Genomic DNA, 14,286 nt, shown 5'->3' on the forward strand with positions numbered 1-14,286 from the left:
CCCAAGAAGACAACCGCCCTCGTCACAATCGCTATATAGTACTCTTTCACAACAAGAGTCAATATCTTTTCTAAACTTTCCTTAAAATAAATAGATACATCTTATACAAGATTATAACAAATATTACAACCATAGAGTGAGAAAAAATAAAAATACCCCAATGGAAGCAAGAGAATACTTTATTTACGAAACATCTTTGAAGAACTATAATCCCCATTGCACAAATATCTTGCGCACTTTATGCTTCTTTATGTCGTAAAAAGGAAGGAAACAATGCCATCTAAGCTTACGCGTAATCAAACCTTAGTTCTGAACATTCTAAAAAGTGAACAAGGGCCTTTGAGTGCTTATGAAATTCTTGATCGCTTGCGCGAAGAAGGGTTTCGTGCTCCTTTACAGGTTTATCGTGCACTAGAAGGACTTCTTCAATTAAAGTGTATTCATCGCCTTGAAAGCGCAAATGCTTTTATGGCCTGCTCATACCCTGAAAATTGTCAGCACGAACTAACAACTTTCACAATTTGTGATAACTGTGGTAAAGTAAATGAAAGACAGAGTGCGCTCATAATGTATGCTGTAAAACAAATGGCACAAGAAATTGGTTTTCATGCCAACAAGAGCACTGTAGAAATACGAGGCATCTGTGAAAAATGTGTAGCACAGTAAATGGCACAGGGGCTTGTCTAAACTTGCAAGATTGTATCTTGAGTATTATGTTCCTTTTTATAAGATCATGGTGACTTAATTTATTGTTATTTGAAAAGATCACAGTATTTTCTGGTGACGTGGTAATTTATTTTATTTGCTTATACATCGAATTGCTTAAATTGAAAGTATGGAATCTATGTCAACACCGGAAACAACTCTTCCAAAAGATATGTATTTAAAAAAAATAAAACAGCAAAAAATAATCCGTCCTTTCCTTATCATTCTTGCGCTTTTTATGCTTTGGTTTGGCTATAAGTGGATAACACATTGGCGTTATCTTCTCTCCACCGAAGACGCCTATGTGCAAGGAGATATTGCTGCTATTGCCCCTAAATTAAATGGATATATCGAAAAGATTGCCATTAAAGCCAACCAAGTTGTCAAAAAAGACGATGTTTTATTCTATTTAGACAATGGTGATTATAAAATAGCCTTAGAGCAAACAGAAGCCCGTCTTAATACACAACAAAAAACCCTTCTCCGCATTGATGCGCAAATTATAGCAGCGCACAGTGCTTTAGATGATGCGCAAGCACAAAAAGTAGCAGCTTCAGCCATAGCAACCAATACACAATTAACCTTAAAACGCACCACAGAACTTAAAGCTGATCGTTATGCCACCCAATCCGATGTTGATGATGCCAAATCAGCTTATGAACAAGCTATTGCTAACGTGAAACGTGCAGATGCGCAAATAGCTGCAGCACGCGCGAACATCCAAGTACTAGAAGCACAACGTAGTGAAACAGAAAGCCAAACAAAGAGCTTAGAACTCTCACGTGACAAAGCAAAACGTGATTTTGACTCAACCGTTATACGGGCTCCATTCGATGGGATTGTCGGAAATTTGACAGCAAAAACGGGAGATTTTGTCATGAATGGCCAACGTCTCGCAGCGCTCGTCCCCATACAGGAACTTTATATCGAAGCCAACTATAAAGAAACACAATTGCAAAGTATTCAGCCTGGACAAACGGCTTATATTACTGTTGATGCCTTTAAAAAAGAGGTTTTTATAGGAACAGTCCTTTCTATTGCACCGGCTACAGGAGCGGTTTTTTCTCTCCTACCACCACAAAATGCCACTGGTAATTTTACCAAAATTGTCCAACGCATTCCCGTACGTATCTCTATTCCAGAAGAGGCATTAAAAAATAGGCGTATACGGGCAGGAATGAGCGTTTTAGTAAAAATTGATACACGTACAAAACCACAAGATAAAAATCTCTTATAAAACAAAGAAAATGATCTTACTATGACATCTCCCATATCAAAGGCAAAACATTCTCAAGAGCGTATAGAAATCCGCAAAATCTTAGTTTTTATTGCTATGGCCTTTGGTATGTTTATGGCTATTTTGGATATTCAAATCGTTTCCTCCTCTTTAGCTGAAATTCAAGCGGGTCTCGCTGCAAGCTCTGAAGAGATTTCATGGGTTCAAACCTCCTATCTCATTGCTGAAGTCATCATGTTGCCCCTTTCTGGATTCTTAGGAAGATTGCTTTCAACACGCGTTTTCTTTAGTATATCAGCTATTGGATTTACGATTACCTCTATTCTTTGTGCAACAGCAACATCTATTGAACAGATGATTGTGTACCGTGCACTCCAAGGTTTTATTGGTGGAGGGATTATTCCTAGCGTTTTTGTCGCTTCCTATATCCTTTTTCCTCCTTCCAAACGTCCAATTGTCATCCCTATCGTTGGACTGGTAGCAACACTAGCGCCTACCATTGGTCCAACAGTGGGAGGCTATCTCTGTCATATCTCATCGTGGCATTGGCTTTTTCTCATCAATGTACCTTGCGGCATTATTATCTCAATTCTTGCTTGGAAATTGATTGATTTTGATAAAGCTAATCCCTCTTTAATGGCTAAGTTTGATTGGTTAGGTCTTATATCTATGGCTGTTTTTTTAGGAACTTTAGAATATATTCTAGAAGAAGGAGCACGCCATGATTGGTTTAGTGATCAATTGATTCTAAACTTATTCATTATCATGATCTTGTCTGCTGGTATATTCTTCTGGCGCGCTTTGACTGCGCAAGAACCGATTGTTGATCTCACGGCTTTTGCCAATTTTAATTTTTCAACCGCAGCAATTTTTTCTTTTATGCTTGGCATAGGTCTTTATGGACTCACCTATCTTTATCCTGTCTACTTGAGCCAAATTCGCCATTATGATGCTCTCATGATCGGAGAAACATTATTCCTTTCAGGATTTGTCATGTTATTAACCGCACCTCTTGCCGGTTTTCTTTCAGCACGCATTGATGAACGTTTGATGATGGCAATAGGACTTTTTGGCTTTGCTTTAGGAACTTGGTTGGCAAGCTCCATCACAGACAAGTGGGATTTTTGGGAGCTGTTTTGGCCTCAAGTTTTCCGTGGTGCTTCTATTATGTTATGTATGGTCCCTGTGAACAATATTGCTCTTGGAACACTCCCACCAGAACGTATGCAAAATGCCTCTGGACTTTTTAATCTCACACGCAATCTTGGCGGTGCCGTAGGGCTTGCTATTATTAGCACTCTTATGACAAAACGCACAGACCTCCACTACGGACGGATAGCTGAAACTCTCCAACAAGGAAATAGACAAGCAACTGAAATACTTTCAAGTCTCACTGCGTACTTCAAAACTGCAACTTTTGATTCTCATACGCTTGCTCTCTTTCAACTTTTTAATATGGCGCGCATACAAGCTATGATCATGGCTTTTAGCGATATTTTCTTTATCATAACCATCATCTTTAGCGTCTTGACATTCATGACCGTTTTTCTCAAAAAAATACCACCACTCACTGATACTCCTTCAGGTCACTAGAGGGCGCTCACCTCATTTTTAACAGCCAGAGAAAAATGAGACATAAATCAGAGATTCTATAAAAAGCTTTTTATCCTATGATGAAGAAATACGTCTAAATTTTTCGAACTTCTGGAAGAATCACCCGCTAGGGAAGTTTTTATAAAGATATTCATCACCCTGCTGCGCTGTTTTGTCCGTTAAGTGGACAAGAAAAACAAGAGAAAGGCGCTCTTATTTCTTTCCATGTTTTCTTTATGTTTCTCAAGACAACTTTTATCAGCAATAACTTGGTATTTTCATCCCCTCCATCCACAACACGAAGTTATGAGGATAAGGACATTCTTACCTCTAGAGTAAAGAAAAAGCACAAATTTGAGTCGCAAACATCCATGCCAACCTGATTCTTTAGAATCAAATCTTGCTTTACTTTTTACCACCCCACCCTTTCATACTGACCTTATCTAAAGTTCGTTGCACACTCTATAGCTTCCAGCATAATTCACAGTTCGAAGCCCGAAGAAGAATTGCTAGGTAAAGTCCACAGCGATTCTTACAGAAACACAATCATAGTCCTTAACAAACTCTAATAAAACCTGATGCCAATGACCTTTATGCATAACTTTTATGAATGAATGACACACACTTAAAAGTAGTAAGAGTAATACCAAAAATCTCACCATTAAGTCACCATTAATAAAGAATATGCATTTCTTTAACAAAACGATGGGGCAACTTTTCAAACCTCACACAGATCAAAGAAATTTATCCTCCACAAACGGTCAATCTCTTGCCAATCTCTAACATTTGAGAGGGATATTTCTTCCTAGTAACCCACCTGCTTTTTTACCAATAGCGTATCACTCCAATCGCCTTTTTCTATCAAATTCTTCTGAAGTACGCAAAATCTAAGCAAAACATCATGAAGTACAAAAAGTACTTCTTCCCTCTCTCAAGACATAGATCCTGTAAAAATATTTTTGTGATTAAAATCTTATCCTGAACGACTATCGTAAACGGCATCCCACGAAGAATAAAAGGGGAATACACTTTCAATGGTATTCATCACACCATCTTAAAACTCTGCAAAACCTTCTGCATATCATCCATCGATCAAAAAAATGATCAAAGAAGAAAACCTATTACGAAATAAAATTATCTGAAACTTTACACTTGAAAAAATAAGAGACCACAAACACAATAAGCATTTAAGCGTCTCAAAACAGTCATTACGGAAAAAAGGGAAATGAATAGAGTCTTTAAGCGACTTTATGATGCTGAAAAGAATTCCAATTCTCTAACTCTCCGCTTGCTGTCAAAATACCATGACACGAGGTAAGATGATGAGGAATCAATTCCAACGCTTGAAAACGGTGTTTTTCATAGGGACCAGGCATTGCTAAATTTTTTGTGAGACTGCTTGAAAAACCAAAACGCTGATAAAATACACAATCACCGACAAGAAAAATGGCGCCATAATTCATTTTTTTTGCTGTTGCAATCGCATGCCGCATAAGAACCGATCCTATCCCGATACCGGAATATTCCGCTGCAACAGCAAGAGGTCCCAAAAGCAAAGCATGCTGTATTTCATTATGTCCTTTTTTAAACTGAACATGCCAAAGACGCACACTGCCCACAAGTTCTCCAAGCGCATTTTTAACAACAAAGGAAAGTCCACAAGCAGCCAAACGCCCACGACGTAAAACTTCTGAGGATTTGCGCTTACGTCCCTTTCCTAGTGTCAAGTCAAGTAAACGCTCCCGATAAGGTTTATCAGCTTCTTGCTCCGATGCGAGTGTAAAACATGCACCATCTTTTGTCTGAAAATGAATCATATTCATGTTTCTCACACCCCCTACTTATAGTTTTATCCTATCATCTTACAAAGGAAAATTCAAATCACATAGGATGGTAAAGGCTCAAAACCATTAAATGCAACAGACGCATAAGTCGCTGTATAAGCACCAGTTCCATGAATTAATAACGCATCCCCTACTGTGAGGGATAACGGTAAGAGATACGGTGTTTTTTCATAAAGAACATCTGCTGAATCACAGGTTGGTCCTGCCAAAATACAAGGCTCCATTGCCTGATCATCATGAGGTGTCTCAATGGGATAGCGAATAGCTTCATCCATAGTCTCGGTAAGACCATTAAATTTGCCAACATCCAGATAAACCCATCGAACATTATCATTGTCTGCTTTTTTGGATATAAGAACAACCTCTGTACGAATAACACCAGCGTTTCCAACCATCCCACGCCCTGGCTCAATGATTGTCTCAGGAATACGATTGCCAAAATATTTTTTTAATGAATCAAAAACCACTGTGCCATAAGCTTGTGTTGTAGGAACATCTTTTAAATAACGGGTTGGAAAGCCCCCCCCCATATTCACTAATTTCAACGAAATTCCTTCATGTTCCAAATGCCGAAAAACCGTAGCAGCATCTGACAAAGCGCGATCCCATGCACGAAGATCTGTCTGCTGAGACCCAACATGAAAGGAAACACCATATGCTTGCAAACCTAATTGATGTGCGCGACGCAACACATCAACGGCCATAGCAGGAACACAACCAAATTTACGTGACAATGGCCACTCTGCACCTTTTCCATCCGTAAGAACCCGACAAAACACGCGAACTCCCGGAGCAGCACGAGCAATCTTTTCCACTTCTTCAACACAATCAACAGCATAAAGCGAAATACCCAATGCATACGCCCGTGCAATATCACGTTCTTTTTTAATAGTATTGCCAAAAGAAATACGATCAGGGGTTGCCCCTGCTTTTAAAGCCATTTCAATTTCCGCAACAGAAGCAGCATCAAAGGAAGACCCTAAAGAAGCAAGCAAGCTTAAAATTTCAGGGGCTGGATTTGCCTTTATCGCGTAAAAAATACGGGACTGTGGAAGAGCTTTTTCAAAATTTAAATAATTCTCACGAACAATATCAAGGTCGACAACTAAGCAGGGACCTTCAAAACGATGTTTTGCAAGAAAATCAAGAATACGTTGCGTTGCCATCTGTCAATTCTCCTAAGGGACAAACCCACCCTACGGTTGGACAGCATAAAACCGCTGAGAGCCAAAGGACAAAACACACACAAACGCTCTACAGCCCGATTCCTTAATAACCAGGAAGAAAGCAGCATTGTATGCAGCGAAAAAACAGCGCGAAAACCGCGTTGCTTTACTTTTTCTGCCTTTTTGATTGGAGTTGACAAAACCACTTCCGCACTGAAGGCAATGAGGTGTGCCTCTATAGTTATCCCAGCATTTGGACAGCTGGAAGACACCAGAAAGGCCCGCACCGTCGTTGCTTCAAGATGTCCTCACTCTTTCGGTTGGCCGTAAGAATGACTGGAGCGGTTAGTTCCAGGTACCGTACCGGTTAATCTCACCATTTGAGAACCAGCGGACACCCACAGGCACGTGCGACTTTGGGCAAGTGTTGATATAGGACGAATTCTGATTCATTTCAATCATTTTTTTAATTTTAAATATTTTTTAATCTTTAAAGAAAAATTGATGCAAAAAAGCAACAGCACTCTAGCAAATAAGTCACATGATCCTTTTAAAGGGAAAAGAGAAGAATAATTTTCACGAAAAGTCCCAGACCACTGAGATAAGAATCTCTAATCTTTTCTTTTAAAAAGCTCCTTTGCTGAGCTTCTCAGATCGCCTCACTCCACATTACTTCATGGAAGGTATAACAATACAAAAATATTGACGTATAAAGACGATTTATCTTACTATTATGAGAGGATTTGTAATCAAAAAGTTCTACTGTATTCGGAATTTTGTTTCAAATTAAAAAGTGATGATTTATAAATCAATGTATTGTCATTTTTTAAAAATTACGCAAATAGCAATACGCAATATTCTTGCTCCAATCTAGCATACAAAAGCTGCAACAATAGAAAAACCCCTTATCCATCTTAAATAATTTATTTCAAATATGCGGCTGCATTAGAATTGGATGGTGATTTACAAACATACAACACATTGATTTATATAGATAATCTATCGTTATTCATATTGAATTAAAACCTCGAATGCTGTTAAGATTCTCTCATTTCAAATCTTTGTATGTTGAATCAATCAAAATCACTTGTTTGCACATCACAAGCAGGGCCGGCGTGTGGGTAAAAATTGTTAAGACAAGGACTAAAAATGCCTCTTATGAATCGTCTCAAACACCAGGGACTAGTGCGACATTGGGAGCTAGCAAAGAGTATGATGATGTCGTCTTGCTTCTTCATAAGCGTAAAGATGGGGGGCTTAATGGCTTTATCGTTATATCCTTCACAGGCACCCCTGTGAAATGGTCTTGGGTGCTTTAAGACATGTTTCTTTAAAAAAAGCACATGAATTAACAAACCAATGGCATTCTGTTTTACTGAAGGGCGTGATCCTATTAAAAAACGTGAAAAATAAAAGTATGAAGCAATAAACAAGAGCCACAAGTAATATCATCTTTCTATTTATTGAAAACATACGTCTCTCGCAGTGAAACAGCTTATCAATTAGCCTATTATATTCATTGCAAAACTACTTTTTAAGTTCCCCCCATTCAGTTATCTCCCTAATTGAAATAGCATGAAGCAATTTTGACTGATTAAGCATTAAGAACTGAAACAAACAAAAGGCAAAACATTTAAAGATATCTCTAAAGATTATCTCATTTAAAATAGACAATTCTGATTGATATCTCTCAATCAAAAGCTCTATCTTTTATAACAAACAAAAGACCGAACAATACCGAGTATCATAAAATACCTGCCTGCTCAAAACGACAATTCTCTTCTCTGAACAACAGCAAAAAGCAGAAACCTTACAAGCTCAAAGCACGATAGCCTGTATCACTCTTGATGAGAATGCATTGCACGCAATTTTGATAATTGAAACTGCCTATGACGTTCGCGAAAACGTTCCCTATCCTCTTCACTGCGCGTATTATAACAAGCCTCACAGGAAACACCCTCCTCATAATGAGGCGATAATTTGCTTTCAACATTCAGAGGAGAACGACATGCGCGACATAATTCGCGCCCACATTCTTCAAGACCATGTTTAACAGAGACACGTTCATCAAAAACGAAACACTCACCCCACCACAGACTTTCTTCTTTTGGAATTGTTTCCAAATATTTCAAAATCCCACCTTTGAGATGGTAAACCTGTTCATAACCAAGTTCACGAACATAAGCTGTTGATTTTTCACATCGAATACCACCTGTACAAAACATAGCAATTTTCTTTTTCTTTTTTAAATCAGCTTCATGCTTAAGCACCCATGCAGGAAACTCGCGAAATGTTTTGATATTGGGATCAACCGCTCCTTTAAAACTGCCTATTGCATATTCATAATCGTTACGGGTATCAATGAGAAGTGTTTCCTCATCTTGGATCAGGGCATTCCAATCTTTAGGGTCGACATAAGTACCAACAACCTTTAACGGATCAACACCCTCAACCCCCATTGTCACAATCTCCTTTTTCAATCGTACTTTCATGCGATGAAAAGGCATTTTTGATGCCCAGGAATATTTAATCTCGGGCGCTTGAAACGCCGGTTCAGCTGTAATAAAATCTACTAATGTTTCAAGAGCAGCACAAGATCCTGCAACAGTTCCATTAATACCCTCTTGTGCTAAAAGCAGAGTACCCTTAATATCTTTTGCTTGACATAAATCCAGCAAAGGCTTTTGTAATTGACGATAGTGCTTCAAATCCGTGAAGCAATAAAGAGCAGCGACTTTAAAATTCTTTTCCATAGTTTTGGCATAACGCGGCTTTCATTCAATTTCAAGACCTATTCATTGACTCTTTAAGATATTGTGTTCAATCAAACTATCCTTACATCATCATTTCGTGGAGAAAGAACACCATGTGCCAAAAAATAGAGAAGCTTTTATCACTGCTCCAGAAACAAGCTATTATACCTGTCTTACACATTGATACTCTACAAAATGCCGTGCCTTTAGCGCGTGCCCTTGTCAAAGGAGGATTGAGAACAATTGAGGTTACATTGCGAACAGCAAATGCACTCGATGCAATTAAAGCCATTATACAAGAAGTACCCGAATCAATCGTTGGAGCAGGAACAATTCTGGGCACTCTGCATTATGAACAAGCAGAACATGCAGGAGCAAAATTTATCGTAAGCCCTGGCTTCTCAAACAGATTGATCGATTGTGCAAAAAACAGTGAAATCCCCCTTCTCCCGAGCGCCGTTACACCAAGTGAATTAATGAAAGCACTGGACAAAGGCTATTCATATCTTAAATTTTTCCCTGCACAAGCAGCTGGAGGTATTCCCTTTGTAAAAGCTTTAGCTGCTCCCTTTTCTGAAATCCGATTTTGCCCGACAGGCGGCATAACACAAAAAAATGCTGCTCAATGGCTCGAGCTTTCTAATGTCTTCTGTATTGGTGGTTCTTGGATAGCTCCTAGAAATCTTATTGCAGCGAGAGATTGTCATGCGATTAGTGCATTAGCAAAAACTGCAACACAACTCTCCTCTCATCTAAGAGAAGAGCACTCCACACTCTAAGGTGCCAGCATATGATGGGCACCTTCCACAAGACCAAAGGCTTCACACATCCTTACAACATCTTCCCATATTGCCATGAAACCATAAATCACCCCTAGGTCTTCATCAGCATCAATCTTCGGCAAGCAAATCATTTCAAAAAAAGCACCACCCTCCATAACAGTCGCAATGCACCCCATATGCTCAGAAGATTGCCTAGTCGTCATAGGATAAAATTTCAACTATGGTGCATATTCACCAATCAGCGGATAGCGGATCTTCTCTGTAAAGAGAAACAGATCTTGTAGGAAACGATAAGATTTTTTACACAATTAAGCGCACCCCGTTCACGAGTTGTTTGAATAAGAACAACTTCTGAAAATTTTTCATATATTTCGGGATCACGGACCAAGACTTACAAAGGAAGCAACTCCTCTCCCTGTTGACAAAAGATAAAGGCACTTCTCAGAAAAGAAGTACCAAGAGTCACTGTTCTGTGGATTTTCACTCTTTAAAACATAGAACATCTATCCTCTCATCCGACAAAGGCGCGCTCCACAACATAGGTAGCCGGTGCATTATTGGCACCCTCCACAAGACCAAAGGCTTCACACATTCTCGCACAATCTTTCAACATTGCCATAGAACCACAAATCATCACGCGGTCTTCATCAGAAGAAATTTTTGGTAAACCAGTTTTTTCAAAAAAAGCACCACTCTCCATAACAGTCGTAATGCGCCCCATATGCTCAGAAGATTCGCGCGTAGTCATAGGATAAAATTTCAACTGTGGTGCGTATTCACCAATCAGCGGATCTTGTTGTAAAGAGACAACCAAATCCTTTGCATAATTAAGTTCATCGCGTTCACGGGTTGTTTGAATAAGAACAACTTCTGAAAATTTTTCATATGTTTCGGGATCACGGATAAGACTTGCAAAGGGAGCAACCCCCGTCCCCGTTGACAAAAGATAAAGACGCTTTCCAGGAATAAGAGCATCAAGAACCAGTGTTCCAGTAGATTTTTTGCGCATGAGAATGATATCACCAATTTTAATTTTCTGGAGATGTTCAGTTAATGGTCCCCCTGGAACTTTGATCGAAAAAAATTCAAGCTGTTCATCCCAAAATGGGCTTGCAATCGAATAAGCACGATAAATTGGCTTTTCTGCATTTGGCAAACCAATCATAACAAATTCACCAGAACGAAAACGAAAACTTTCAGGACGATTCAAGCGAAATTTAAACAAACGGTCTGTATAGTGACAAACTTCTTGTACAGTAAGCGCGAACACATTTTCAGGAATAGGAAAATTTGACGCAACGCCGCTGATGTTTGACTGAACATTGCTAGCAGACGTATTCATAAAATTCTTCCCTTATCTTCATTCAACGTTAAACCTTAAATCTTCGAAGTGGTATAATACGCGCGTCATCATCTGCCAATATTTTTCTTAAAATGCAAACCACAAGATTAACACTTTTATATCAAAATTAGTTGCAAAGAAAAAACTGAAAGACATGATATAAGGAAGATGGTATTCATCAAGAAAATTTCTTTTTAGCTGCTCGTACTATTACTTAGTGTGGTTCTTAGCTTGATATTGGGTTTGGTGCTAAGAACGTCTTATGTAAGCACCACGAGGTTTTTGCTGATTAGCAAAATTTATGCTCGTATTGATCGGTGGTGCAAAACGCCTGTAACAAGCCTTTTTACAACATGAAGGACGGATACATCGGATATTTTGTCGACTTTTTGTAATAAAATTACCTATGAGCAAGATAGGAATAGATGGCATATTCCTTATTCTTTTAAGCGTTTTAAAGGCATGAAACTTGTTTCTGAACTTAACAGGTTCAGATAGTGATGCAATTGTTGCAGAAGCTGGTAAAAAACTAACGGCTCGTACAGCAAAGACTTTGGCAGAAAAAGGTTTAAAGGCAGTGAGGACGATTTATAAAGATCCTCTCCCACGGAGAAGTAATTATTAAACAAGTGAAATTTATCTTAAAGCTGGTGATGAAATTGATGAAAAAACATTAAAGATTTCATTGGATGTTCATGCATACCCTCGCAAAGAAACAGCAAAGCATTCAACCTTAAACACACTTATCAACCTGATAAATTGTAACATGTAGTACATATCAGAAATTGCCTGTAAACAGAAAAATGCTCTCTCATTTTTTAAAACTTCAAAGCCTTAAAAGAAAAAATTTGTGTCTCCTTAACAGATAATCTTACAATTTTCCATAAATCTTCAACACATTAGCTTTTATGATGTTAATCGACACCCACTCTACAATCCTTTAGAAGCCCCTCTATCATTTCACTGTTCTAATAGTTAACCTATCACTATAAACACTACGGCTCTCCCCCGAAAAATTTTAAGCTTTAATAATCAAAAACTATAAATAATTCCTCTTAAACGACATCCGTATCATAAATGAAAAAAAGAACATCCCCCCACAATCTAAACAAAAGGCAAAGAAAAAAACCGGCAACAAAACACCAAACTGCAGTCTCATTGTAAGTGAAAACATGAAAATGCAACACAGGCATTTTTAAAAGATCATTCAAACAGTAAAGAAAATATTCATTAAATGATTTGCTCCAACTTAATTAAATCTGCAATGCAATTACATCCATGAAAAGGGAACAGCAATTTAACAATGTTTTACACAACACAGAATATCCGCTGTCATTAGTATTTTTATCAAAGCCAGAGAGAATATTTCAGAATAAATTTTTAACAATAAAATTACTGATAATCATACCGCTCAATTTATGCTTGTTCTCTTCTGGGAAGTGCAAATATTAGCGGTATGAAAAAACAGATCAAGAATGCGTTTCTATAATTTTCCAGCGATCACCATCAGACATATACATCAATTGTGTCGCCGTCTTAACCTCCTTCACACCATTATTCACATGAAAAGAGGAGCTGTAAGTTGCTCTGTGATCAACAAAAATTGACTTCCATTTAAATAAACGAGGTTGTGGAAAATAGATATGAGATGCCCAAAAACCATCGTGGGAACGAACAACGATCAAATCAACTGCTTTCAACGCATCAGAAATGGTTTGTGCACTCAAATCTTTTCCATTAACAAGAGAAACTGCAGGTACATGAGGTGAGGCTACCGCTCCAAGATTACTTACAGTATTAATGCAAGCATCATCATTACAAGCAGCTTGAACCACATAAGGATCATTGCAATTTCCGTAAGTATTGGTGCTTTGCTTCGCTTTGACAGTATTATCACCGATAGGAGCTCTAAAGATTGAACTCTGCGTCCCCACTACAAAACAAGAGGAAAGTTGTCCACCCCCTTGAGAATATTCTTCAACAAAGCCAAGAGAACCGTTAAGTCTACCAAATGTTTTTGGAACTTCAATGACACCCACAGTCGTTTCTGTATCATCCATTAAATCCGTTATGGTACCAGTGACCAAATTTTCACTTTTTGAGATATTTAATTTGTACTGATGCCCCGTCTTCCATGGCATTTTGACACGACATTGCACTCCAGAACCTTCATGATGGAAGAAATGGCACTGTTTACTCTTCCAACCAATAGCATTCCAGAGAGAATAATTAACGAAATGATCACCTCCACTATTTTGTAAACCAATATATCCACCTTCCCCTTTTTAAAGAAAAACTGATTTGCCCAGTAATAATGGGAATTCACTCCACCATCGTTACTAACCTGTTGAAAAAACGTTAATTGGTTAAATTCTGAATGAGCAGGCCATGTATGTTGAACAGAAATAATTCCACCCGCAACAACAGCGTAACTTGGTGAACTCACTAAAAACCATAAAAAAATGAATAATACTTTTTGAATTCTGTAATTCATAATTCATCCCCCTTAAATTCATAATTCATCCCCCTTAATTGATTACAGACAAAGTTAATTTTATCAAAATCACACTCTCTAATCAATGTCGTAAAAAGAAATTTAATGCACTATTGATCCCAAAATTTTTTCTGATTTCACTATAAAAAACGATACAACACTACCGGTTAGCCTTTATTTTTTAAGATGCTTTACCTAAAGAGAATAAAGCCCATGCCCTACTGTCAGTAAATTACATGTTCATAAAAACACAAAGAGAAAATAAAATACTCTATTGATGATACTCAAACTACGCATTTTAGCTTAAAAGATTGCTTTGATGACACATAATTCAGTATGAACTGCTCATGATTTTGATAAAAACAAAGAG

Annotated in this window: 9 protein-coding genes and 3 pseudogenes; 6 read left to right on the top strand and 6 right to left on the bottom strand. The window is 38.1% G+C overall.

Annotated features, from left to right (window positions below; genetic code table 11):
• Window positions 1–273 precede the first annotated feature (273 nt).
• From BN200_RS07000 to BN200_RS07010, 3 genes are all read left to right on the top strand, one after another.
• Window positions 274–666, top strand: coding sequence for a Fur family transcriptional regulator (locus BN200_RS07000; protein ID WP_019221833.1), 393 nt, complete (start codon window positions 274–276; stop codon window positions 664–666).
• Window positions 667–844: 178 nt separating this feature from the next.
• Window positions 845–1,942: an HlyD family secretion protein gene (locus BN200_RS07005; RefSeq protein WP_019221834.1), complete on the top strand. Its 1,098-nt coding sequence runs from the start codon at window positions 845–847 to the stop codon at window positions 1,940–1,942.
• 21 nt (window positions 1,943–1,963) lie between these two features.
• Window positions 1,964–3,535 carry a DHA2 family efflux MFS transporter permease subunit gene (locus BN200_RS07010; protein WP_019221835.1) on the top strand — a complete coding sequence of 524 codons (1,572 nt, stop codon included), beginning with the start codon at window positions 1,964–1,966 and terminating at the stop codon, window positions 3,533–3,535.
• Between the two features lie 1,238 nt (window positions 3,536–4,773).
• Here the strand turns inward: BN200_RS07010 and BN200_RS07015 are convergent.
• Complete coding sequence (locus BN200_RS07015; protein ID WP_019221836.1) at window positions 4,774–5,358, bottom strand: GNAT family N-acetyltransferase; 585 nt, start codon at window positions 5,356–5,358, stop codon at window positions 4,774–4,776.
• Between the two features lie 53 nt (window positions 5,359–5,411).
• Window positions 5,412–6,545 (bottom strand): type III PLP-dependent enzyme, encoded by a 1,134-nt coding sequence (locus BN200_RS07020; protein ID WP_019221837.1) that lies wholly within the window; start codon window positions 6,543–6,545, stop codon window positions 5,412–5,414.
• Between the two features lie 1,149 nt (window positions 6,546–7,694).
• Between BN200_RS07020 and BN200_RS08885 the strand changes: the two are divergent.
• A pseudogene (locus BN200_RS08885) lies at window positions 7,695–7,955 on the top strand (integrase arm-type DNA-binding domain-containing protein); the annotation flags it as partial.
• Window positions 7,956–8,383: 428 nt separating this feature from the next.
• Here BN200_RS08885 and trhO read toward each other — a convergent pair.
• A complete protein-coding gene (trhO, locus tag BN200_RS07030; protein WP_019221838.1) occupies window positions 8,384–9,298 on the bottom strand; it encodes an oxygen-dependent tRNA uridine(34) hydroxylase TrhO in 915 nt (304 codons plus the stop codon).
• 113 nt (window positions 9,299–9,411) lie between these two features.
• Here trhO and eda point away from each other — a divergent pair, with 113 nt between their 5' ends.
• A complete protein-coding gene (gene eda, locus BN200_RS07035; protein WP_019221839.1) occupies window positions 9,412–10,077 on the top strand; it encodes a bifunctional 4-hydroxy-2-oxoglutarate aldolase/2-dehydro-3-deoxy-phosphogluconate aldolase in 666 nt (221 codons plus the stop codon).
• On the opposite strand, the pseudogene BN200_RS10015 reads toward eda, so the two are convergent.
• Both BN200_RS10015 and BN200_RS07045 read right to left on the bottom strand, forming a co-directional pair.
• Window positions 10,074–10,520 (bottom strand): annotated as a pseudogene (locus BN200_RS10015) (ferredoxin reductase domain-containing protein); the annotation flags it as partial. The gene eda and the pseudogene BN200_RS10015 overlap by 4 nt on opposite strands.
• Window positions 10,521–10,591: 71 nt before the next feature.
• Window positions 10,592–11,422 carry a ferredoxin--NADP reductase gene (locus BN200_RS07045; RefSeq protein WP_019221841.1) on the bottom strand — a complete coding sequence of 277 codons (831 nt, stop codon included), beginning with the start codon at window positions 11,420–11,422 and terminating at the stop codon, window positions 10,592–10,594.
• Window positions 11,423–11,719: 297 nt separating this feature from the next.
• On the opposite strand from BN200_RS07045, the pseudogene BN200_RS09765 reads away from it, so the two are divergent.
• A pseudogene (locus BN200_RS09765) lies at window positions 11,720–12,122 on the top strand (hypothetical protein); the annotation flags it as partial.
• A gap of 769 nt (window positions 12,123–12,891) precedes the next feature.
• Here the strand turns inward: BN200_RS09765 and BN200_RS07050 are convergent.
• On the bottom strand, window positions 12,892–13,689 hold the full coding sequence (locus BN200_RS07050; RefSeq protein WP_425277066.1) for a DUF3472 domain-containing protein: 798 nt from the start codon (window positions 13,687–13,689) through the stop codon (window positions 12,892–12,894).
• Between the last annotated feature and the right edge of the window lie 597 nt (window positions 13,690–14,286).

This window comes from Bartonella senegalensis OS02 (genome assembly GCF_000312545.1).
In the GTDB taxonomy this organism is placed as follows: domain Bacteria; phylum Pseudomonadota; class Alphaproteobacteria; order Rhizobiales; family Rhizobiaceae; genus Bartonella; species Bartonella senegalensis.